The following is a 23,545-nucleotide window of genomic DNA, read 5'->3' on the forward strand; positions in this document are numbered from 1 at the left end:
GCGCCGGCGCCGATCTCGTCTGATCTCGGCTCGGCATCGCGAGTCGATGCCGCGCGGGACGTCGGGTGAAACCTGGATGGGAGCTTCCATGGAATCGAGCGGACAGTCGCTACAGGGGCGGGCGTTCGGGGTGATCTGCGGGTTTTGGTCCTCGCAGACCATGCTCGCCGCCGCGAGGCTGGGGGTCGCCGACCACCTGGTCGACGGGCCGCGGACGGCGGAGGAGCTGGCGGGCGTGATGGGTGCCCACGCGCCGTCGCTGGGGCGCCTGCTCAAGGCGTTGGTGACGCTGGAGGCGCTGACGGCCGAAGGGGGCCGCTACGGGCTGACCGACTTCGGCCGGGGGCTGGCGTCGGGGACGCCGGGGTCGTTCCGCTCGATGATCCTGGGGGTGATGTCGGACGACCACCGGCGGGCCTGGGCCGAGCTGTCGCACAGCGTCCGGACGGGCGAGACGGCGTTCGACCACGTCCATGGCGTGCCGGTCTTCGAGTACTACGGCAAGCGCCCGGAGGCCTCGGCCGACTTCAACGCCGCCATGACCTCGCTCTCGGCCGTCGTCGAGGCCGCGTTGCGCGAGGCGTTCGACTTCTCCGCGTTCCGAAAGATCATCGACGTCGGCGGCGGCAACGGCGGGCTGCTCGCCGCCGCGCTGGTGTCCGCGCCCCGGGCGTCGGGCGTCCTGTTCGACACCCCCGCCGGCCTGGCGGGCGCCGAGGAGTTGCTGAAGGCCCGGGGGGTCGCCGGCCGTTGCGAGCGGGTCGCGGGGGACTTCTTCGAGTCCGTCCCGGCGGGGGGCGACCTCTACGTCCTGAAGTGGATCCTCCACGACTGGGACGACCGCCGCGCCGCGGTCATCCTGCGGAACTGCCGCGAGGCCGCCGGGAAGGGGGCGCGAATCCTCGTCATCGAGTCGGTCCTCCCCGACGGCGACGCCCCGTCCCCGGGCCGCCTGAGCGACCTGAACATGATGGCGATGACCGGCGGCCGGGAGCGCTCGGCGTCGGAGTATCGCGGGCTGCTGGAGGCCGCCGGCTTCCGCGACGTCCGCGTCCGGGAGACCGGCTCCCCCTACGGCATCGTGGAGGCCGTCGCCGGCTGACCGGCCCCGGCCGCCCGCGCGTCGCCGCCCCGGGTGTGGTAAGCTCCCTTCCACCGACATTTCGCGAGGGAGGGCTGCTCATGGACGTGCGACGCGCGGCGGTGATCGGGCTCGCGCTGGCCTCGGCGCTCGGGGCGACGATCGAGGCCTCGGCCCAGGCGGGGCGGGGGCCCCAGGTCCGCTGGATCGGGCAGGACGGCAAGGACTTCGTCGGGCCGCACAACCGCGTGGAGCCCAGCGACGTCCAGGACGTCCACCTCGCCATCACCGGCCTCGACCCTCGCCGGGAGGTGGCGTACATCGAGGTGCTGGCCGTCGGCGGCGACCTGAACGCCTGGCATTACAACGCCGACTCCTTCGCCTGGAAGGCCGCGCTCGTCCGCGAGAAGGGCTCCACCCGCGCCGATCTCTACATCGAGCCATCCACATACACCGCGCCCCGGCGGCACGACGTGACGATCCGTTACGACGACGGCGTGGAGCATCGCGCCTCGGTCCAGGGGCGCAAGGTCGACCCGTCGCTGCGGACGGCGGGCGCCGCGCTCAAGGCGATTTGGGCCGATCAGGACGGCCGCGACGCCGTCGGCCCCGGCCCGGAGATCGGGCCCGACGGCCTCCCCGACGCCCGCCTCCGGCTCTCCGGCGTCTCCACCAGGGTCCCCATCCGCGCCCTCAGGATCGACGCCCCCGGCGGGCTCAAGTGGGAGAGCCACACCAACCCGGAGATGCTCCCCGCCTGCGAGTTCCACCCCGATCCCGAGAAGCCCGGCGAGGGGGACCTCTACTTCCAGCCGGCCCGCCCCATCGCCAGCGGAAACCTCGCGGTCCGCGTCCTCTACGCCAACGACACCACGGACCGCGCGACCGTCGCCGTCGGCCGCTTCGACACCGCGCGGAAGGCCGCCGAGCCTCGCGAGCCCTCGCTGACCTTCCCGAAGGCCGAGGCCCGCTGGCTCGGGCAGGACGGCAGTGACGCGATCGGCCCCGGCGACGTCCACGTCGCCATCACGGGCGCGGGGCTGCCGCGCGACGTCGTCGCCGCCACCCTCTCCGACTCCGCGCGGGGGGCGTGGCTCTTCGAAGCGTCGGGCGACGCCCTCAAGTCGACCCCCGAGTGGAACGGCGCCGACCCGATGGTCGTCAAGCCGAGCGGCGCCGGCCCGATCGACGTGTTCTTCCCCATCGCCCGCGACGAGCGCGACGCCTGGTTCACGCTGCGGCTGATCGGCCGCGACGGCCGCTCGGCGGTCGTCCGCTTCCCCGGCGGGCAGAGCGACCCCGCCCTCCGCCTCCCCGCCCCGTCGACCTCCCGCCGCGACGCCAGGCCCGGCGACGACCTCCAGGCGCTCGTCGACCAGGGGGGGACCGTCGCCCTCGCCCCCGGGACCTACCGGCTCAACCAGACGCTGACGCTCAATCAGCCCGTCGTCCTGACGGCCCCCCAGGGTGCCACGCTCGTCTTCTCGCAGCCGACGGATTCCGCGCCCTGGACGACCGCGATCAAGATCCACAAGGGCCGGACGACGCTCGAAGGGCTGGCGATCCGCTTCGAAGGCCCGATCCGGTGGGAAGGAGACGTCAGCTACGGCCCCGCGGTGATCGGCACCAGCGACAGCCGCGACAAGGACCCCTGGGAGAAGAAGTGGGGGCTTTCGCTGCTGAAGCTCGACATCGAGGCCTCCGCGAACCCCGAGCCCGGCAACTGGGGCGACGCCCTGAAGGCCATGCGCTTCACCAACGCCGACGGCGGCCGGGTGGAGGGCTGCAAGATCCTCGCCGGCCCGATCGAGTTCTTCAACGGCCCCTGGACGATCCTCGACAACACGTTCCGGGGCGCCCCGCGCGGGACGAGGTCCAACGGCGCCATCGCCGCGCACTTCCCGCTGGACGTGACCGTCCGGGGCAACCGCGCGAAGGCGGAGCCGGGGGGGAAGCTCTGGCGCTTCTTCGTCTCCACCCACGCCGGGCGGAACGTGGCGGTGGAGGACAACGTCGTCGAAGGGGTCGGCGAGTTCGATGACGACGGCGTCCCCCGCGTCAACGCGCCGGAGGTCATGCTCACCGAGTCGTACCGCGTGAATTACGAGGGGATCGCGCGCCCCTCGGCCGACGGCCAGGTGTTGCGCGTCGGGCGACGCCAGGGCGAGCCGATCCGCGCCGGCAGGTTCGTCGCGCTGTTGACCGGCCCGGCCGCCGGCACGTTCCGGCGCGTCGCCCTGCCGCTGGACGCGACGACGATCCTGCTCGACGCGCCGGTCCCGAAGGGAACGGACCGGGTGTCGATCGTCGACGGCTTCTCGGGCCTCCGGTTCGTCGGCAACACGGTCGACATCCGGGGCAGTTCCACCAGCTACGGCCTGGTCTTGCCGGGGAACCAGTTCGGCACGGTGGTCGAGCGCAATCGCTTCCTCGGCGGGGCGCAGGGGCTGGCGGCCTCGGCCTGCGCGTCGGAATCGCCCATCCACTGGGGCTGGTCGCACTGCCCCGCGATGGAGATGGTCGTCCGCGGGAACACCTTCGAGGACGCCCGCGAGTCGCTCGTGCTGAGCGTCCAGCACGACGCCCGGAACGTCAAGTTCAGCAAGGGCCGCGTCTACATGTCGGCGACCGCCGAGGACAACGTGGTCCGCTGGACCGAGCCCTTCCTGCGCCAGATGGCCGCCGAGCGGGGCCAGGACAAGCCCGGCCGTCGCCCCTTGCTGGGAATGGTCCTGGGCGAGGAAGGCTCGCGCGACCCCCGAGAACTCAAGGCGACGACGGCACGGAACACCCTGGACGCCCCCGCCGGCCGCCACCCCGGCCCCTCGCTCATCGTCCGCGCCGCCGAATTGAACGGCAAGCCAACCTCGAACCAGACGCTGGAACTGCCGCGGGCGCGGTGAGCGGCCCGCGGCGGGGCGTCCGGGGCCTCGTTACTTCGCCGCCAGCTTGGCGGCGATCCCGGCGACGTGGCGGCCCTGGAAGCGGGCGATGGCCAGCTCGTTGGGGGTCGGGTTGCGCTCGCCGCGGGGGCCGGCGATGGTGGAGGCGCCGTAGGGGGTGCCGCCGGAGACCTCGTCCAGGATCGACAGGCCCTTCTCCGAGTAGGGGACGCCGGCCACCACCATCCCCTGGTGGTAGAAGAAGGTATGCATGTGGACGAGCGTCGTCTCCTGGCCGCCGTGCTGGCTGGCGGTGCTGGTGAACGCACTGCCGACCTTGCCGATCAGGGCCCCCTTCGCCCACAGGCCTCCGGTGGCGTCCAGGAACGCCTGCATCGACGCCGCCGCCGCGCCGTAGCGGGTCGGGGCCCCAAGGATGATCGCGTCGGCGTCCGCCAGGGCGTGGGGGTCGGCCGTGGGGACGTGGGCGAAGGACTTTTTGGCCTCGGTCGCTCCCATCTTCTCCAGGATGTCCGGCGTCAGGATCTCCGGCACCTGCGCCAGCGTCACCTCCGCGCCGGCCTCCTTCGCCCCCTCGACCACGGCCTGGGCGAGCTGGTAGACGTGCGTATAAAGGCTGTAGAAGACGACCTGGACCTTGGCTGCCATGTCGGGACTCCCGCGCGAAGGCGCGTTTGGACGTGAGCGGCGGATGGGTTCCGCCAAGCATAACCATCAAGCGCCCGACGGCAAGTAGGCCGCGACCGCTCCAATTGGAAGCATCGGGGAGCGGACGCATCGCGTGGTCCCCTTCATCGAGATCGGGAATTATGATCGGAAAGCTGGAATCCGGCGAGCCAACCCGCAGATCATCCTCTTCGACGAATCTCGATCTTTGACAATTCGCATTCACCGACCCGCGAGCAACCGTGAAGCGGCGGGCGAGGGCCTTCACGCTCCAGGGTGTGCGTCGGCGGCGCTTGGGAAAAACGTCGCCACATCCGATAATGCGAAAGCCCCCGCCTGGGCCTTCGGGCCGCCCCCCCGCGGGAGAGGCGACGGACAGGGCACGGTTTTCCATATCGTTCTCGACGAACGAAGCCAACTCGATTACGCCCCAATTCCTCGACCTGGATCAACTTGCGTCAAACCACCGGGCGCGCGTGGATGACGAACGAAGCCAAGCGGAGCCAGCGTCGATCCGGGGCTCGCTCCTTGCTCCGGGGCGACGGTCGTCCTAGACTCGGGGCCGTCGCCATTCTCCTCTCTCGGACCCGGACGGGGACGCATCGACGATGACGCGAACGACGAAGGCCGTCGCATGGATCGGGCTGCTGGGGCTCATGACGGGGGCCGCCGGGGCGGAATCGCCGGGGCTGGTCAAGCGGCCTATCTTCGAGGCCGAGCCCAAGCACAACCACGCCTCGTGCGTCGCCGAGACCCCCAACGGCGACCTCCTAGCCGTCTGGTACAACGGCACCGGCGAGCGAAAGGCCGACGACGTGATCATCCAGGCCGCCTGGCTCCCCAAGGGCGCCGACGCCTGGTCGCCCCGCTTCCAGACGGCCGACACCTCCGGCTACCCCGACTGCAACCCCGCGCTGCTGGTCGCGCCCGACGGCCGAATCCACATGTTCTGGCCCACGATCCTCGACCATCGCTGGGAGAGCGCCCTGCTCAAGTGGAACATCGCCGATCCCTCGCAGGGCGCGCCGGGGCCGATCAAGTGGGAGTCCACCAACGTCCTGCACGTCACCCCCGCGCCGGGGTCGATCGAGAAGGCCGTTGCCGACTCCCTTGCCAAGCTCACCGACGAGCAGAAGGCGCGCTACGCCGACGAACTCGCCCCCTTCGCGGAGCGATCGGCCGACCTCCTCTATCAGCGCCTCGGCTGGATGCCCCGGGCGCGGGGGATCGTCCTCCCCTCCGGGCGCTGGCTCCTTCCTCTATATTGCGACACCTTCTCCATCTCCCTGATGGCCGTCAGCGACGACCAGGGGAAGACCTGGACCGCCGGCCGCCCGACCGTCGGCTTCGGCGCGATCCAGCCGACGGTGGTCCAGCGGAATGACGGGACGCTCGTCTCGTACTTCCGCGACAATGGCCCCTTCAACAAGATCCGCGTGGCGACCTCCCCCGACGAGGGGATGACCTGGACCGACGTGGAGACGACCGACCTCGACAACCCCGGCGCGGGGGTCGAGGCGATCAAGCTGCAAAGCGGCGCCTGGGCGCTGATCCACAACGACCTCCCCAGGGGCCGCCACACGCTGGCCGTCTCCCTCTCCGACGACGAGGGCCGCACCTGGCCCATCAAGCGCCACCTGGAACAAGGCGACCCCGGCTCGTCGTTCCACTACCCCTCCATGACCCAGGCCCGCGACGGCAAGATCCACGCGACTTACACCTACTCCCTGGGCCTGGGCGCCGGCACGGCCAAGAAAAGCACCATGATGCACGCCGCCTTCGACGAGGCGTGGGTCCGTCAGGGAGATTGACCCCGCGCGACCCTCGCCGAATCCCCGGAGACACGCCCCCTTGAGCATCGCCGCCGAGCCCGGCCCGCCGGACCTGGAGAGCCGCCCCCGGTACGAGTGGGCCCGGCCGGGGGACGTCAACGCCTTCTTCGGCCTGATGATCGACAACATCGGCGGCATGATCCTGATGACGAGCCTGCTCGTCGTCGGGTTCGGCTTCCCGCGCGACTTCGTCCTGACCCGGATGATCCCGGGCACGGCCGTCGGGGTGCTGGCGGGGGACCTGATCTTCACGGTCATGGCCTTCCGCCTGGCTCGGCGCGAGGGGAGGACGGACGTCACGGCGATGCCGCTGGGGCTGGACACCCCCAGCACGTTCGGCTCGGTCTTCCTGATCCTCGGCCCGGCGTTCGTCGCCGCCAGGGGCAGGGGGCTGGACCCGAGTTCGGCGGCCGAGCACGCCTGGTTCGTCGGCGTCGCGATGCTGCTGGCCTCGGGGCTGTTCAAGCTGGCGTGCGCCCCGTTCTGCGGCTGGATCCGGCGCGTCGTCCCCAGGGCCGGGCTGCTGGGGTCGCTCACGGCGATTGCGCTGGTCCTCATCAGCTTCCTGCCGCTGCTGGACGTGGCCGCCCAGCCGGTGGCGGGGTTCGCCTCGCTGGCCGTCGTGCTGGCGACCCTCTCCGCCCGCTGGAAGCTCCCCAACCGCGCCCCGGCGATGCTCGTCGCGGTGGCCGTCGGCGGCGTCCTCTATTACGGGATGTTCCTGTCGGGCCTGGGCCCCGGCCCGGAAGGGGAGCGGCCACAAGACTGGCTGAGGCCGTCGCTGCCCTTCCCGATGGTGCCCTGGTGGGCCTGGTTCCAGGCGAACTGGCGCGAGGCGGCCGGCTACCTGCCGGTGGCGCTCCCCCTGGCCCTGGCGACGATCATCGGCGGCGTCGACTGCACCGAGAGCGCCGCGGCCGTCGGCGACGACTACCACACCGGCCGGATCGTCGGCGTCGAGGGGCTATCGACGCTGATCGGCGGGTTCTTCGGCGGCGTGATCCAGTCGACGCCCTACATCGGCCATCCCGCCTACAAGGCGATGGGGGCCCGCGCCGCCTACACGCTGGCCACGGCCCTGTTCGTCGGGGCCGTCGGCGTGCTGGGCTGCTTCGACTGGATCTTCCACCTGCTCCCCAAGGCGGTCGTCTTCCCGATCCTGATCTTCATCGGCCTGGAGATCACGGCGCAGTCGTTCGCCGCCACGCCGACCCGCCACTATCCGGCCGTCGCGCTGGCGTGCGTGCCGGCGCTGGCGTACCTGGCGACGGTGGCCGTCGGCCAGGTGCTGCCGGAAGTCGGCAGGCCGTTCGCCGAGTTGTCGCCGGAACTCCGGCGGTGGATCGCCACGGTCACGGCCCTCTCCGGCGGGTTCATCGTCACCAGCCTCCTGTGGGGCGCCACCCTGGCGATGCTGATCGACGGCCGCGCCCGCGCGACGGCGGGCGTGCTGGCCCTGGCGGCGGGCCTCGCCTGGTTCGGCGTGATCCACTCGCCGTTGCCGTCGGGCGCCGTGATGCCGCCGGCCGCGGTGATGGCCGAGCTGGAATCGATGGGCCGCGCGGGGGCCTCGGCGAGCCAGTCGCCGTACTCGTGGGCCGCCGCCTACCTCGCGATGGCCGCCGTCGTCCTGGCCGTGGCCCGATTCGCCGAAGCGCCGGACGTCGAGGTCGACAGGACCTGAGGCATGCGGAGGGCCAGCGGCGACGCGAAGCGGCTCTAGCGTGGCGGTCAGCCGCCGTGGCAGGCGTGGCAGTGCTCGCGACGGTGGGCGGCGCACGTCCCGGTGAAGGTCCTGGCCTCGTACTTCACCGCGGGCTTCTCCTTCGTCACCTCGCGTTTCATGAGGACGCGGCGACGGAGGGGGACGACCTCGGGTTCGGCCGGCGGCTTGTGGCAGAGCCGGCGGAAGAGGTCGAAACGAGCCTTCACGTAGCACTTCGGCGAGTCCTTGGTCTGGCGCTCGTAGCTCGTCGTCTTCTTGGTGGTCGGGACGGCCGCGCAGGCGAGGCACTCGCAGTCCGGCGCGGGCGGCGTGTCGTGGGCCAGGGCCGACGGCGCCGCGGCGACGAAGGCCGCGAGGGCGATGAGGCGGACGTAGGTCATGGCTAGGCCCCCGGCGTCAGAAGTCGAAGTGGACCCGCACGCCGAGGGCGTCGAAGTCGCCGCTGGCGCCGCGGACCACGGAGTTTATGTAAGTCCGGACGTAGTTAAGCTGGATGTTGGCCTGGGAGTTCAGATACCAGGCGAGCCCCAGGGTCATGTCGTGCTCGATGCCGGCCCTCGCCCCGGCGTTCGGCGTCAGCGACGGATTGCCCGAGACCAGGTCCAGGAAGGAATAGCGGGCCAGCGCCTGCACGGCCCCCCGGCCGACGGACGGCCGGCCTCGGCCCGTCTTCATGATCCAGGCGTTCTCCAGCGGCACGGTCCGGTCGAAGGCGCCCAGTTTCCGGTTGTATCGGCGGTGGTCCCCCTCGGTGAGGAAGTACCCCATCTCGGCGTAGAGGCCCTGGAAGAAGGCCGAACCGCGGGGGTCCAGGAAGACGTTGCGATTGAGCTGCCGCGCGTAGGTCTCGGGGAGGCCCGTGAAGAGATACTCGGCCGACATCGACCACCGGCCGAAGATGGCGGCGATCTCGGGGTTGATGTAGTACTGGCCGCGAGGCGCGAAGAAGCGGCCCGTCGCCATGACGTTGGGGATCTCGCGCCCGGCACCCGAGCGGACCAGCGACCGATCGCTCGGCGAGGTGGAGTCCTCGTCGAGCGCCCGGCGCATGAAGCTCACGCCCAGGTGCACCAGGCGGCGCCCCTCGTCCTTGTAGATCGGCAGGTAGGTGGCGCGGATCGCCCCGCCGTACTCGCCGTTCCCGGCCCCGGCGCCGAAGGGGTTGACCGTCCGGCTGCCGGTCCGCAGGAACGCCGCGGAGAGCGTGGCATGGTCGTCCAGGAACGTGTCGAAGGCGTTGACGCCGTTGGCGTAGTCGAAGCGGTTGATGAAGGCGTCGAACGCGGGTGAGCGCTCCATGTAGTAGACGTAATTCGAGCTCGTCATGTGTTCGAGGCTGATCGGCGGCAGCAGGTGCCCGATCTTGAGGTTCCCCAGGACGGGGAGGTCGCGGAAGGTGACGTTGACGTCCGTGAGGCCCACGCTGCCGATCGTCACCTGCTGGCCGGCGTTCGAGAAGTCCTGGAAGTTGGCGAAGTTCACCTCGAACACGAAGTCGACGTTGTCCCAGAACCGGCCGTCGGCCCGGAGCCGCATGCGACGGAAGTCGCCGCCGTCGCGGAGCCGGTCGGTGTCCGTGTCGCCGACCAGGAGGTTGGAATCCTGCCGAAACCAGGCGCTGTCGAAGTCGACTCGGCCGCCGATATGGAACCGGAACGCGTCGTCCCCGGTCGCGAACTGGACGCCGTTGTTCCAGGTCGCCTTCATGTCGAGGTTCTTGCCGACCTCGGTCCATCCCGAGTCGGGCTCGGCCCCGGCCTCGACCGACCCTCCCGCGACGGTGGCGAAGTCCACGCGCGGGGGCCCATCGTCCGGCTTGCCCGTCGCGGCGGGAGGCACCCCCGCCGGGCCGGCGTCGCCGTCGTCGCCATCGAGCTTAGGCGTCCCTTCCAGCTTCTCCAACCGCTCCTGAAGCACTCGGACCTGCTCGCGGAGCGCCGCGTTCTCGGCGTCGCGCTTCTCCAGGGCTTCCAGGCGCTCCAGGAGCTTGTCGACGGACGCCGGCGCCCCCCCCGGGACCTCCTGGCCGGCGGCGCTCCCCGCGACGAGGACCGCCGCCATGGCGATCGCGCGGGCTTGCCTCGAACGCCCTCCGCATGTCCCACGACTCATGGCCCGGTCTCCATCCCGGCTGGTCCGCACGGCCGCGAGCGCGCGACGCGGCCCGGACCGCACGGCCCACGCAACCCTTACTATCGGCCGAAATACCCGGCGGCTCGCGTCGGATCCGGATTCCCATCGACTCGCCCCGGCCCCGGGGAGCCGTCGGCCGGCGCTCTTGCAACGGAGGGATGTATCCCAGATACTTGATCGGAAAAGGGAGGTCGGAGTTCCGTGGATTGCACGGACGCCCGCGGCCGATCTTTATCGTCATAGGTCTGGAGCGGGCGAGGATGGTCCAAGGGGATGGGCAAATGAACGTCGAGGGGCAGGTCTGGTCGTACGGGAAAATCTTCGACGACATCACGCAGACGATCGGCGGCACGCCCCTCGTCAAGTTGCGGCGGATCGTCGGCGACGCCGGGGCGACGGTCGCCGCGAAGCTGGAGAGCGCCAACCCGCTGTGGTCGGTCAAGGACCGGATCGGCGTGGCGATGATCGACGCGGCCGAGGCGGCCGGCGACATCGACGCCGACACGGTGGTCGTCGAGCCGACCAGCGGCAACACCGGCATCGCGCTGGCGTTCACCTGCGCCGCGCGGGGCTATCGCCTGATCGTGACGATGCCCGAGAGCATGAGCCTGGAGCGGCGCCGGCTGATCAAGGCGTTCGGCGCCGAGATCGTGCTGACGCCGGCGTCCGAGGGGATGCCGGGCGCGGTCCGCAAGGCCGAGGAGCTGGTCAAGAGCCTCCCCAAGGCGTTCATGCCCCAGCAGTTCAACAACCCGGCCAACCCGGACATCCACTTCCGGACCACGGCCGAGGAGATCTGGCGCGACACCGCCGGGGCGATCGACATCTTCGTCTCGGGCGTCGGGACCGGCGGGACGATCACCGGCGTCGGGCGTCGGCTCAAGGAGCTGAAGCCGTCGGTCAAGATGATCGGCGTGGAGCCGGCCAACTCCGCGGTCATCGACCAGGTCCGCCGCAACGAGCCGCCCCACCCCGGCCAGCACAAGATCCAGGGCCTCGGCGCCGGCTTCATCCCCGGCGTCCTGGACCTCTCGGTCGTGGACGAGGTCATCCCGGTCCGCGACGAGGACGCCTTCGAGACCACCCGCCGGCTCGCCCGAGAGGAGGGGATGCTCTGCGGGATCTCCTGCGGCGCCGCCGCCTTCGCCGCCGCCGGGGTGGCGAAGAGGCCGGAGAACGCGGGGAAGCTGATCGTCGTCCTGCTGCCGGACCTCGGCGAGCGCTACCTGTCGACGCCGCTGTTCCCCGAGGCCTGAGCCCGTGGCCCGCCGCTCGTTCGACCCCGAGGGCTTCGACGGCCCGCTGGAGATCCCGGCGGGCGTCGTCGAGGCGATGGTCGCCCACTGCCTACGCGAGGCCCAGCTCGAATGCTGCGGCCTGCTCGGCGGCGTCGCGCCGCGGGTCTCCTCGTTCCACCCGCTGCGCAACGCCGCGGCCGACCCCGAGACCCGCTACAACGCCCACCCCGAAGACCTGATCCACGCCGTGACGGACCTCCGCCGCCGCGAGGCCGAGATCCTCGCCATCTACCACTCCCACCCGAAATGGGAGGCCGTCCCCAGCCGGACCGACCTGGACCGGAATTACTACGGGGCGGTCCCCCGGATCATCGTCTCCCTCATGTCGGACCCGCCCGACGTCCGCGCCTGGCGGCTCGGCCCCGACGACTTCGAGGAGGTCCGCTGGGTCGCCGTCGCCGACGAGGCGTTGCACGACCCCGCGCCGGGCGAATAGACTAGGCCCGTCCGTACCGGCGCCGATCGCCATCGGCCCGCCTCCCATTCCCCCCATAACACGGCGCGTCCCGCGCCGCGAGCCTGATCCTCATGCCGCAAAAGACCCTGATCATCTTCAAGCCGGACACCGTCCAGCGCCGGCTGGTGGGCGAGATCCTCGCCCGGTTCGAATCCAAGGGGCTCCGCGTCGCCGCGCTGAAGCTGCTGCAAGTCGACCGCGCCCTGGGCGAGAAGCACTACGCCGAGCACGCCGGCAAGCCCTTCTTCGAGGGCCTGATCTCGTTCATCACCGGCGGGCCGGTGGTGGTCGGCGTCCTGGAAGGGAACGAGGCCGTGGCCGTCGTCCGCGCGATGCTGGGCGCCACCAACGGCACGGCCGCCGCGCCCGGCACGATCCGCGGCGACTACTCCATCAGCAAGCAGAACAACCTGATCCACGGCAGCGACTCCACCGAGTCGGCCGAGCGCGAGATCGCCCTCTGGTTCAAGCCGGGGGAGGTCGTCGACTACTCGATCGCCGGCTCCGAGTGGGTCTTCGACGGCGCCTGATCCGGGACGCTGTCGAATGGCGCGCAAGGGCGACGTGCTCGCGAACCCGTTCCACCTGGTCCTGCTGGGCCTGGCCGGGCTGTTCGTGGCCACGTCGCTCGCCTACCTCGTCAGCGGGTCCATCCTGGATTCGCCGCCGGCCGGGGCGTCCGACGCCTCGCGCCGGGCCGCCCTCTGGTTCGACCGCCACGGCCCCCGGCTGCTGGCGGCCGAGCTGGCCCTGATGCTCCCCGCCGCCGCGCTGCTCGTCGCCTTCGACCGCCGGATGGGCCGGGCGAGGCGGCGGAAGCCCCGGCGCTGAACCACGACGACGGGCCCATCCCCGCCCCTGGAGACGCATCGATGAGCAAGTTCGCGAACCTCGCCCTGGCCGCGGCGCTCGCCCTCGGCCTGACCGGCTGCGGCGGCTCGCCCGAGATCGGCGACGCCGAGGTCGTCCCGGCGACGCCCCCGCCGGCCGAGAAGCCGGCCGAGACGCCCGCCGACCAGGTCGATCCGGACGTCCAGCCCGGCGACCCGCCGAAGACGGCCCCCGAGGCCGATCCCGCCGAGGCCTCCTGAGGCCAGGCCGATTTCCGGGGGTGACATCTCTACACCCGCCGACCGCCCTGTTATGGTGGAACCACGGCGGCCCCCCGACGCCACGCGCCGGGGCCGGCGCGTCCATCGCGCTCGGCCGCGCTCGCCCGAATCATCCCGCCCACGGGCCGAACCATTCACCAGTCCCACCTGGAGGAGCTTCGCCATGTCCCGCCCCGCGCGTCTCGTCAAGGCCCTGGCCGTCGCCGCCGCGACGGCCGGCCTGACCGTCGCCCCGGCCGCCGCCGACGACTTCGGATCCATCAAGGGCCGCGTCGTGTGGGGCGGCAGCACCGTCCCCGGGCCCAAGGTCCTCGTCGAGAAGGGCAAGGCCACCAAGGACCTGGAAGTCTGCGGCGTCGACGGCCCGATCGTCTCCCAGGAACTCCAGATCGATCCCGACTCCAAGGGGATCGCCGACGCCCTGATCTACCTGGTCAAGCCCTCCGGCAAGAACCCGGACGCCGTCAAGGCGCTGCTGAAGGCCAGCCCGACCGCCGAGCTCGACCAGAAGGACTGCGTCTTCATCCCCCACCTGGTGGCCCTGCACAAGGACCAGCCGCTCCTGATCAAGTCGAGCGACCCGGTCGGCCATAACGTCCGCTACAACAGCTTCGGCGGGGCCTCGCTGAACCAGATGCTCGCCGCCGGCGGCACGATGGAGGTCAACCTGGAGCCCGAGCGCCTGCCGTTCCAGGTCAACTGCGACATTCACCCCTGGATGACCGCGAACATCGCCGTCTTCGACCACCCGTTCTTCGCCGTCACCGGCAAGGACGGCTCGTTCGAAATCAAGGGCGTCCCCGCCGGCGCGCAGAACCTGGTCGTCTGGCAGGAGAAGGTCGGCTTCGTCAACGAGGGCCGCGCCAAGGGCATGCCCGTGACGGTCAAGGCCGGCTCCGAGGCCGACCTCGGCGAGATCAAGCTCGACCCCAGCAAGGTCAAGAAGTGAGGCGGGGCCCACGCCCTTGAATTCGCGCCGGGCCTTCCTCCCACGCGGCGGAAGGCCCGTTTCGCGCGCCGGGCGGCATCGTCGCCCACCCCTCGCAATCCCCCCGGGCTCCGCGAAAAATCGCCGAGTCGGCATCGGATTCGCCGCGGGGGGTTGCCAACCGCGTCCGGTCGGCTCATACAATAGGCACGACCGCGAGGCGGGGGCGATCGCCCCCCGAGGGCCGATCGTCAAGGACGAGTCGGACGCGTCGACGCTTCCAGTCCGGTCACGAGGACCGGGGAGGGGGGAGGTAGGATGACCTGGTCCCGGCTCCGCCGGCGCATCGGCGCCCAGTCCCCGTCGCGGATCGCGACGGTCCTCCTCGTGGCCTGCGCGATGGCCGCGGCGACCGCCCACGCCCAGCCCCCCCCGCGCAGCGCCTCCCGGTTCTATCCGGATTCGAGCGAGGCGGCCGAGGCCCTCCTCCGCAACGCGGCCAACCACGCGGCCGCCGGGCAGTGGGGGGACGCGGTCTCCATCTATCAGCGGATCATCGACCAGTACGGCGGCAAGGTCTCTCGCCTCCCCCGCGAGGCCGACGCCGACGCCGGGGCCGATGCCCCCCTCGCCCGTCGCGACGAGGATTTCACCCTCTACGTCGACCTGCGGGCCTACTCCCAGCGCACGCTGGCGGCGCTGCCGCCGGAGGCGCTGGCCGTCTATCGGGCGAGGCGCGACGCCCAGGCCGAGCGCTGGTACAAGGAAGGGAAGGAGAACCGCGACGTCGCCCCGCTCCGTCGGCTGGTCGACGAGGCCTTCTGCACCTCCTGGGGCGACGACGCGCTGGAATTGCTGGGGGATCTGGCGTTCCAGGACGGTCGGTTCGCCGAGTCCGTCTCCATGTACCGCCGGCTCGTCCCCGACGGCCCTGAAGGGGCCAGCGACTTCGCGCACCCTGACCCGTCCGTCGACATGGCGCGGGTGGAGGCCAAGAAGATCCTGGCCCTGGCCGCCATGGGCTCGCCGAAGGGGGACGCCGAGGCCGAGGCCTTCGCGGGGCGCCGCGGCGAGGCGGCCGGCGCGCTCGCGGGTCGGACGGGCCCGCTCGCCCAGACGCTGGCCGAGGCGCTGAAGTCGGACGGCCTGGCGCCTCCCCCCCGCAACGACGACCGCTGGCCGACCTTCGGCGGCTCGCCGACGCGCGACCGGGTGCTCGACGAGCCCGTGGACGTCGGCTCGATGCAATGGCGGGCCCCGCTGGAGCGGATCGCCGCGGGCCGGCCCGGCTTCGCCGCCCCGCGCGGCATGGGGATGGGGTCGGCGGTCCCGCCGGATCGGCTGCTGGGCTATCATCCGATCATCCTCGGGGACCAGGTCGTCGTCTCCGACGGGACGCGCGTCCTGGCCTACGACCTCGAGTCGCGGATCGACGCCGACGGCGAGGACGACGCGACGGCCATCGAGCCCGTCTGGGTCTGCCAGGTCGAGGGGGACGACGTCGCCCCGCGGGCGGGACGCCCCTCGTGGACCACCCCCCGGCACACCCTGACGGCCGTGGGACGGCGGATCTACGCGCGGATGGGGCCGTCCGCCCCGATCCCGGCGAACTTCGGCCGGATCGCCGCCGCGCGGGGGCGGGCGTCCACCAGCGTCATCATGGCCATCGACCGCGACCAGCCCGGCGACAAGCGGCTGTGGACCCGCCGCGCCAGCGAGTTGGTCCTCCCGGATCGGCCCGGCGAGGCGGGGAGCCCGTCCGTCGCCTTCGAGGGCGCCCCCGTCGCCGACGACCGCGCGGTGTACGTCGCCGTGACCGACCGCCGCGAGCAGACGGCCACCTACGTCGCCTGCTACGACGCCGCCGACGGCTCCCCGCGCTGGATCCGATACCTGGGGGCGGCCTCCTCCGACGGCGACCCGTTCAACTTCCTGGGGGGGGGCTCCCCCGCGAGCGACCCCGGGAGCCGGCTGCTCTCGCTGGACGGCCCGGCGCTCTACTACCAGACGAACCTGGGCGCGGTCGTCTCGCTGGACGCCGGGACCGGGGCGATCCTCTGGGTGGCGAGCTACCCGCGGCACGAGCCGGGGCGGGGGATCGCCGCCGAGCGCGACCTGAACCCGGCGGTGGTCCACGACGGCGCCGTCTTCGTGGCGCCCGGGGACGCCTCGGCCATCTTCGCGTTCGACGCCCGGTCCGGCCGGCTCCTCTGGAAGACCGAGTCCATCCCCGACGACGTGAAGATCTCCCACCTGCTGGGCGTCGCCAAGGGCCGGCTGGTCGCCACCGGCGACCGCGTGCTCCTCTTCGACGCGAAGGACGGCCGCCTGGAACGGGCCTGGCCCGACTCCGGGGGACGCGAGGGTTACGGCCGCGGGCTGCTGGCCGGCGGCCGGATCTACTGGCCGACGCGGGCGGAGATCTTCGTGCTCGACCAGGAGACCGCCGCGCTGGCCGCGCCGCCGATCCGGCTGGCGGAGGCGTTCCACACCACCGGGGGCAACCTCGTCGCGGGGGACGGCTACCTGGTGGTGGCCCAGAACGACGGGCTGACGGTCTTCTGCCAGAACAGCCGGCTGATCGAGATCTACCGCGAGCGGATCGCCCAGAAGCCCGACGACGCCACGGCCCACTACCGCCTCGCCCGCGCCGCCGAGGCCGCCGGGTCGACCGAGCTGGCGCTGGCCTCGTACGAGACCGCCGCCGATCGCGCCAAGGCGGCCGACGCCGTCGACGGCTCCCCGCTGGTCGAGGCGGCCCGCGACCACGAGTTCCGGCTGCTGCTGAAGACGGCCGTCGACCTCCGCCGCGAGGGCAAGGGGGCGGAGTCGCTGGCCCGGCTGGAGTCGGCGTCGAAGGTGGCGCGGGGGGCGGCCGACCGCCTCCGGGCGCGCCTGGCCCTGGCCGACGGCCTGCTGGAAGCGTCCCGCGCCGCCGAGGCCGTCGACGTGCTCCAGGAACTGCTGGCCGACGAGCGGACGCCGTCGCTGGCCGTCCCCGCCGACGACGGCCGCCGCGCCGTGCGGGCCGACCTGTACGTCGGCGACGTGCTGGCCGGGATCGTCCGCGACCGCGGCCGAGCGGCCTACGCCGCCCACGACCGCCGCGCCCGCGAGTCCTACGAGGAAGCCCTCCGCGCCCGCGACGCCCGCCGCCTGGGGGAGGTCGCGCGAGCCTACCCCGCCGCCGAGGTCGTCCCCGACGCGCTGCTCGCCGCGGGGGCGGCGCTGGAGGCGGAGGACCGCCCGGCCGAGGCCGCGTCGGCCTACAAGCGGCTGCTCGCGCTGGAGACTCCCGACGACGAGGCCCGCGCGCTGGCCCTCTGGCGGCTGGCCGCGGCCTACCAGGCCCGGGGCTTCGCCGCGCCGGCTCGCGACGCCCTGCTGCGGCTCCAGGCCCGGTTCGCCGGCGTCCGCATCGAGCCGGAAGCCGGCGCGGAGGCCGTCGACGCGGCCGGGCTCGCCTCGGCCGAGCTGTCGCGGGCGCCGCTGGCCTCGCTCGCCGCCGAAGGGCCCCGGCCCGCCGTCCCCTCGCCGCTCGCCCGGCGTTGGCGATGGCTCGGCGACGGCGACGCGCGGCCCCTGACCGCCGTCGGCGTCCCCCCCGCGCCCGACTCCGCGCGATCGTTCCTCGCCGGCGCCTCCTCGATCACCGCGCTGGCCCCCGACGGCGGGGCCGAGGCCTGGACGGCCGAGGTCGGGACGCGGCCCGTCTGGGTCGGGTACCTCGCCGACAAGCTCGTCGCCGCGTCCCCCACGAGCGTCGTGGGGATCGACCCCCGCGCCGGGGAGGTCCGGTGGCGGTTCGGCCCCCGCGTCGAGCCCAGGCCCGGCCCGGCGCTCGACCCGTTCGCCCGCCAGCCGGCGCCCAGGCCCGACGCCGCCCCGCCCGAGGCGGAGCCGGCGGACCTCGCGATGCACGGCTTCCGGGCCGTCGCCGGCCGCCTCTTCGCCCTGCGGGGGGACGCCGAACTGGTGGCGATCGACGGCGACACGGGCCTGGTCGACTGGTCGTTCGCGCCCCGCGCGGGCGAGGTCGTCAACCCGCGGCTGTGGATCGGCCCGGAGCGGATCGTCCTGCAGACCGGCCGGGCGGACGACTCGACGCGGCCGGGTCGGCCCCCCGAGATCGTCGTCCTGGAGTCCGAATCGGGCCGGGCGCTGGCGCGCGTCCCGCTGGGGGAGCGCGAGGGCCTGGAGCGCGAGCCCGTGCCGCTGGGGGACGACCACGCGATCGTGGTGACCGACAGCCGGACCGTCAAGAAGCTCGACCTGGAACGCGGGCGGTTCGACTGGGAGTTCCGCGAGAGCGAGGCGCTCCCCCCCGGCGGCCCCCCCCGCGCCTACGTCGACGCCGAGCGGCTGCTCGTCCTGCACGACGGCCGGACCCTGATCCGTCTCGACCCCGCCACCGGCTCGCGGCGATGGTCGGCCAGCCTGGGGACCGCCGCCCTGGCCGAGCGCCCCCAGGCGACGGCGATGGACGAATCGCGGTTCTACTGGGCCAGCGAGCGGCTGCTGCGCGCCGTGGCGCTGGAGGACGGCTCGCAGGCGTGGCGGGCCCTGCTCGCCGGCCCCGGCCTGGCGCGCTGGTCGATCGCCCTGAGCGACCGCTCGGTCGTCGCCTGCCCGGAGGCCGCCGGCCTGGAGGACGACGACGGCCCGCTGCCGGTCGTCGTCCGCCGCCGGGACGACGGCGCGCTGGTGCAGCGCCTGGCGCTGCCGACGCCGATCGACGAGGTCGCGCTGCGGATCGACCCGAGGGGGGCGACCGTCGCCACCCCCCACGCCCTCTGGAGCCTCGGCGCCCCCTGACCCCCGCGACCACCCGACCGCATCGGACCGGACCAACCCAAGGGAGGACCCCGCGTGAGCGACCACCAAGATGGCCAGGCCCCGCCGGCCGACGACGACCTGGCGGCCGTCGAACGCCTCAAGTCCGCCTACGACACCCTCCGCGCCGAGATGGCCAAGGTCATCGTCGGCCAGGACAAGGTCGTGGAGGAGCTGCTGGTCTGCATCTTCGCGCGCGGCCACTGCCTGCTGATCGGCGTCCCCGGCCTGGCCAAGACGCTGATGATCCACACCCTCTCCGACGCGCTGAACCTGACCTACAACCGGATCCAGTTCACGCCGGACCTGATGCCCTCCGACATCACCGGGACCGAGGTCATCCAGGAGGACAAGGCGACCGGCCAGCGCCAGTTCAAGTTCCTCCGCGGGCCGGTCTTCGCCAACATCGTCCTGGCCGACGAGATCAACCGGACCCCCCCCAAGACCCAGGCGGCGCTGCTGGAGTCGATGCAGGAGCGGCAGGTGACCGTCGGCGGCGAGCGGCACCGGCTGCCCGACCCGTTCTTCGTCCTCGCGACCCAGAACCCGATCGAGCAGGAGGGGACGTACCCGCTGCCGGAGGCCCAGCTCGACCGCTTCATGTTCAACGTGATGGTCGACTACCCGGAGGAGGAGGAGGAGGTCGACATCGTCCGGATGACCACCGGCGCGCCGCGGCCGGGGGTGGGGAAGGTGCTCTCGGCGAGCGACGTGCTGACGCTCCAGGAGATCGTCCGGCGCGTGCCGGCGGCCGACCACGTCGTCCGCTACGCCGTGCGGCTGACCCGGGCGACCCGGCGCGACCGCGACGAGGCGCCGGACTTCGTCCGCGACTACCTGAGCTGGGGCGCCGGCCCGCGGGCCAGCCAGTATCTCGTCCTCGCGGCCAAGGCGCGGGCCGTCCTCCACGGCCGGTTCCACGTCGCCATCGAGGACGTCCGCGAGTCGGCCCCGCCGGTCCTGCGGCACCGGATCATCACCAACTTCAACGCCGAGGCCGAAGGGGTCCGCCCCGACGACGTGGTGGCGCGGCTGATCCAGACCGTCCCGGTCGACGAAAGCGAGGCGCGGCAGGGTGGAACGCTATCAAAGCTATTTAGATCCGCGGACGCTGGCTAGCGTCGAGGGCCTGGACCTCCAGGCCCGGCTGCTCGTCGAGGGCTACGTCGCCGGCATGCACCCCAGCCCGTACCACGGCTTCTCGGTCGAGTTCGCCGAGCACCGCGAGTACGTCCCCGGCGACGACGTCCGCCACGTCGACTGGAAGGTCTGGTCCAAGACCGACAAGCTCTACCTGAAGCAGTACGAGGAGGAGACCAACCTCCTGCTCTACCTGCTCCTGGACGCCAGCGAGTCGATGGCCTACTCGGCCGAGGACCGGGTCTCGAAGTTCCAGTACGCGCGGCTGGTCGTCGCGGCGCTGGCCTACATGGTCCTGCAGCAGCAGGACTCCGTCGGCCTGGCGCTGTTCGACGACTCGGTGCGCCGCTACCTCAAGCCCGCGGGCCAGCCGTCCCACCTGAAGGAGCTGATCCAGGTGCTGGACGCCGCCCCGGCGCGCGACAAGACCGACCTGGGGGGCGTGCTCCACGACCTGTCCGAGCGCATCAAGAGGCGCGGGATCGTCGCCATCTTCTCCGACCTGCTGGACGACCCGGCGAAGATCATCGCCGGGCTGAAGCACTTCCGCCACCGCCGCCACGAGGTCGTCGTCTTCCACGTCCTGGACCCCGACGAGGTCGAGTTCCCGTTCCGCGACCCGACCCTGTTCCTGGGCATGGAAGACATCCCCGAGATCGCCGCCAACCCCGCCTCGATCGCCGCCGCCTACCGGAAGGAAGTGGCCGCCTACCTCGACGCCCTGAAGAAAGGGTGCCGCATGGCCGACATCGACTACGTCCCCCTCCGCACCGACCAGCCCCTCGACGTCGCCCTCTCCGCGTACCTCGCCGCGCGGTCGGCGCGGAGGCGATAAAATCCAAGCTTCCAGCCACCCTGACAATCGTCCTTCTGCCCTGGTGAAGCCGTGTCGAAAACATGCGGAGGCCGTCCGATGACGGTCTTCCCCCCTGGCGGGGGAAGACAGACCGCGGAGCGGTCAGATGAGGGGGGGCTCGCCCGCCGGGCATCGGAGTTCGCGGCGCCGACCCAGGCCGACGGCCCCGGGAAGCCCCTTCGAACACCGGAGGTCGTGCCGCTCGTCCCCCCCTCATCCGGCCCTCCGGGCCACCTTCCCCCTCCAGGGGGGAAGGCCGCTAGAGCGACCTCTACGTCGCGTCCTCGGCGCGGCGTCTCCTCGGGATGGGACGGGCCCTCCCTCGACGGATCGGCGGATTGTGAGGCAACTTCCCCGTGACGCCCCCCTTCACTCCCATCCTGGCGCTCGGGTTCGCCAACGCGGGGCTCCTCTACGGGCTGGCGGCGGCGGCGATCCCGATCGTCATCCACCTGCTCAACCGCCGCAAGCGCCGCGAGGTGCGCTGGGCGGCCATGCGCTTCCTCGCCGCGGCGCTCGCGAAGAACAAGCGCCGGATCCGCGTCGAGCAGTGGCTGCTGCTGGCCATCCGCTGCCTGCTCGTCCTGCTGGTCGTCGCCGCGATGGCCAAGCCGTTCCTGGAGTCGTTCGGCGACGTCATCCCCGGGCGGCGGACCCATCGCGTGATCGTCGTGGACGCCTCGATGAGCATGGCGGCGAAGGCCGCCGGCGCGACCCGGTTCGACCGGGCCAGGGCGGTCGCGGCGCGGCTGGCGAAGGACTCGCGTCGGGGCGACGCCCTCAGCCTCGTCGTCATGGGCGACCCGCCGCGCGTCGTCGTGGGGGATCCCTCGCCCAACCTGGAGGAGGTCGCCCGCGAGGTCGGCGAGCTGACGCAAGGGGCCGGGGGGGTCGACCTGGAGGCCACGCTCGAGGCCGTCGACCGCGTGCTGGAAGCGTCCACCGTCTCCCAGAAGGAGATCGTCTTCCTGTCGGACCTCCAGGCGGCGAGCTGGCGCGCCCGGGGCTCCGACCCGTCCGGCGACGACGGGCTGAGGCGGATCCTCGCGAAGATCGAGGCCCGCCGCCCCCGGACCACGATCATCGACCTGGGCGCCCCCGCGGCCGGGAACCGGGCCGTGGTCGGGCTCTCGACCAACACCCCGGTCGTCACGCCGGGGGCCACCGTCGTCGTCACCGCCCTGGTGAAGAACTTCGGCCCCGCGCCCGTCGAGGGGGCGCGCGTCCGGCTCACCGCCGACGGCCGCCTCGGCCCGGAGCAGCTCGTGGATCTCCCGGTCGGCGAGGAGGTCCCCGTCGCGTTCAACCAGCAGTTCCCCGCGCCGGGGGACCGCGTGCTGGAGGCGTCGATCGAGGAGGACGCGCTGCCGCCGGACGACCGCCGGCTGCTGGTGGTCCCGGTGCGCGAGGCCGTCCGCGTCCTGCTGGTCGACGGCGACTTTAAGCCCGACTCCTTCCAGGCCGAGACCGACTTCCTCGCCGCCGCGCTCTCCCCCGGCGAGGCCCCTTCGGAGCAGCCCGACCCGATCCGCGTGGAGATCGTGCCGGAGAGCCGGCTCGCCCGCCGCGACCTGGGCGCGTACGACGTCGTCGCCCTCTGCAACGTCGCCCAGTTCAGCCCGGTCGAGGTCCAGGCGCTGGAGAACTTCCTGGAGCAGGGGGGGGGCGTCGTCGTCTTCGGCGGAGACCAGGTCTCGGCCGAGAACTACAACCGACTCCTGTTCGCCGACGGCAAGGGGATCCTGCCGGCCTCGGTGGGGGAGACCGTGGGCGACCCGGGGCGGAAGGACGCCTCGTTCCGGTTCGACCCCCAGGGGTTCCGCCACCCGATCCTCGCGGCGTTCCGCAACCAGCCCGACCCGGTCGTCGCCGGGCTCACCCAGACGCGCGTCTGGACGTACCACGGCCTGAAGCTCCCGGAGGAGACCGTCGCGCGGGTCGCCCTGGCGTTCGACGACGGCTCCCCCGCGGTGATCGAGGCCGCCCGCGACCGCGGCCGGGTCTTCCAGGTCGCCGTCCCGGCCGACTCGGCGTGGTCGAACTGGCCGGCGCACCGGAGCTATCCGCCGGTGATGCGCGACCTGGTGATGGAGGCGGCGTCGGGCCGGCAGACTGAGCGGACGATCCGCGTCGGCCGGCCGTTCGACCAGACGTTCCCCGGCTCCGCCGCCGGGGCCGACGCGACCGTCCAGACGCCCGGCGGGGCCTCGATCGCCGCCAGGCTGACGGCCGAGGGCGGCCTGGCGCGGCTGCACTTCGAACAGGCCGACGCCGCCGGGGCGTACCAGGTGAAGCTCGGCCCGCCCGTCGCCTCCGAGCTGACCTTCGCCGCCAACACCGACCCGGCCGAGAGCGACCCGGCGAAGCTCGACCGCCCCGGCCTGGTCGAGCGGCTCCCCGGCCTGCGGTTCGTCCTGCTGGAAGACGGCCGGGCGCTGTCCCGCGACGCCGCCTCCGTCGGCCGCCGCGGCGAGCTGCACCGCCCGCTGCTCTACGGCGTGCTCGCCCTGCTGCTGATCGAATCGTTCGCCGCGTGGCGCTTCGGCCGCGCGGGCTCGCGCTGAGCCGAGGCAAGATCAA

At 72.5% G+C, this 23,545-nt stretch carries 17 protein-coding genes; 14 read left to right on the forward strand and 3 right to left on the reverse strand.

Annotated features, from left to right (window positions below; translation table 11 throughout):
* The first annotated feature begins 88 nt into the window (after positions 1–88).
* Complete coding sequence (locus WG209_RS09345; protein ID WP_337174759.1) at positions 89–1,102, forward strand: methyltransferase; 1,014 nt, start codon at positions 89–91, stop codon at positions 1,100–1,102.
* Positions 1,103–1,182: 80 nt separating this feature from the next.
* The gene (locus WG209_RS09350; RefSeq protein WP_337174760.1) at positions 1,183–3,984 is read left to right on the forward strand and encodes a hypothetical protein; all 2,802 of its coding nucleotides are present in this window, start codon (positions 1,183–1,185) and stop codon (positions 3,982–3,984) included.
* Between the two features lie 30 nt (positions 3,985–4,014).
* Here WG209_RS09350 and wrbA read toward each other — a convergent pair whose 3' ends face one another.
* Positions 4,015–4,632, reverse strand: coding sequence for an NAD(P)H:quinone oxidoreductase (wrbA, locus tag WG209_RS09355; RefSeq protein ID WP_337174761.1), 618 nt, complete (start codon positions 4,630–4,632; stop codon positions 4,015–4,017).
* Between the two features lie 626 nt (positions 4,633–5,258).
* On the opposite strand from wrbA, the gene WG209_RS09360 reads away from it, so the two are divergent.
* Entirely contained in the window at positions 5,259–6,461 is a 1,203-nt protein-coding gene (locus WG209_RS09360; protein ID WP_337174762.1) for a sialidase family protein, read from the forward strand.
* Between the two features lie 40 nt (positions 6,462–6,501).
* A complete protein-coding gene (locus tag WG209_RS09365) occupies positions 6,502–8,166 on the forward strand; it encodes a permease (RefSeq protein ID WP_337174763.1) in 1,665 nt (554 codons plus the stop codon).
* A 47-nt stretch (positions 8,167–8,213) separates the two neighbouring features.
* Here the strand turns inward: WG209_RS09365 and WG209_RS09370 are convergent, their stop codons facing one another.
* Together WG209_RS09370 and WG209_RS09375 are read right to left on the reverse strand one after the other, a co-directional pair.
* Positions 8,214–8,588: a hypothetical protein gene (locus tag WG209_RS09370; protein ID WP_337174764.1), complete on the reverse strand. Its 375-nt coding sequence runs from the start codon at positions 8,586–8,588 to the stop codon at positions 8,214–8,216.
* A gap of 16 nt (positions 8,589–8,604) precedes the next feature.
* Positions 8,605–10,320 (reverse strand): porin, encoded by a 1,716-nt coding sequence (locus tag WG209_RS09375; protein WP_337174765.1) that lies wholly within the window; start codon positions 10,318–10,320, stop codon positions 8,605–8,607.
* 302 nt (positions 10,321–10,622) lie between these two features.
* Between WG209_RS09375 and cysK the strand changes: the two genes are divergently transcribed.
* The 10 genes from cysK (at position 10,623) to WG209_RS09425 (ending at position 23,529) form a co-directional block, all read left to right on the forward strand.
* Complete coding sequence (cysK, locus tag WG209_RS09380) at positions 10,623–11,597, forward strand: cysteine synthase A (protein ID WP_337174766.1); 975 nt, start codon at positions 10,623–10,625, stop codon at positions 11,595–11,597.
* Positions 11,598–11,601: 4 nt separating this feature from the next.
* Complete coding sequence (locus WG209_RS09385; protein WP_337174767.1) at positions 11,602–12,075, forward strand: M67 family metallopeptidase; 474 nt, start codon at positions 11,602–11,604, stop codon at positions 12,073–12,075.
* Between the two features lie 86 nt (positions 12,076–12,161).
* A complete protein-coding gene (gene ndk, locus WG209_RS09390) occupies positions 12,162–12,626 on the forward strand; it encodes a nucleoside-diphosphate kinase (RefSeq protein ID WP_337174805.1) in 465 nt (154 codons plus the stop codon).
* A 16-nt stretch (positions 12,627–12,642) separates the two neighbouring features.
* The gene (locus tag WG209_RS09395) at positions 12,643–12,927 is read left to right on the forward strand and encodes a hypothetical protein (protein ID WP_337174768.1); all 285 of its coding nucleotides are present in this window, start codon (positions 12,643–12,645) and stop codon (positions 12,925–12,927) included.
* A gap of 41 nt (positions 12,928–12,968) precedes the next feature.
* On the forward strand, positions 12,969–13,187 hold the full coding sequence (locus WG209_RS09400) for a hypothetical protein (protein WP_337174769.1): 219 nt from the start codon (positions 12,969–12,971) through the stop codon (positions 13,185–13,187).
* 184 nt (positions 13,188–13,371) lie between these two features.
* Positions 13,372–14,157 (forward strand): hypothetical protein, encoded by a 786-nt coding sequence (locus WG209_RS09405; RefSeq protein ID WP_337174770.1) that lies wholly within the window; start codon positions 13,372–13,374, stop codon positions 14,155–14,157.
* Positions 14,158–14,454: 297 nt separating this feature from the next.
* Complete coding sequence (locus tag WG209_RS09410) at positions 14,455–18,951, forward strand: PQQ-binding-like beta-propeller repeat protein (RefSeq protein WP_337174771.1); 4,497 nt, start codon at positions 14,455–14,457, stop codon at positions 18,949–18,951.
* Between the two features lie 54 nt (positions 18,952–19,005).
* Positions 19,006–20,088 carry a MoxR family ATPase gene (locus WG209_RS09415; protein ID WP_337174772.1) on the forward strand — a complete coding sequence of 361 codons (1,083 nt, stop codon included), beginning with the start codon at positions 19,006–19,008 and terminating at the stop codon, positions 20,086–20,088.
* Positions 20,045–20,944 carry a DUF58 domain-containing protein gene (locus tag WG209_RS09420; protein WP_337174773.1) on the forward strand — a complete coding sequence of 300 codons (900 nt, stop codon included), beginning with the start codon at positions 20,045–20,047 and terminating at the stop codon, positions 20,942–20,944. The genes WG209_RS09415 and WG209_RS09420 overlap by 44 nt, the downstream gene beginning before the upstream one ends.
* A gap of 377 nt (positions 20,945–21,321) precedes the next feature.
* Positions 21,322–23,529, forward strand: a complete 2,208-nt coding sequence (locus WG209_RS09425) for a BatA domain-containing protein (protein WP_337174774.1) — start codon at positions 21,322–21,324, stop codon at positions 23,527–23,529.
* The last annotated feature ends 16 nt before the right edge of the window (positions 23,530–23,545 follow it).

Source organism: Paludisphaera sp., from assembly GCF_037189885.1.
In the GTDB taxonomy this organism is placed as follows: domain Bacteria; phylum Planctomycetota; class Planctomycetia; order Isosphaerales; family Isosphaeraceae; genus Paludisphaera.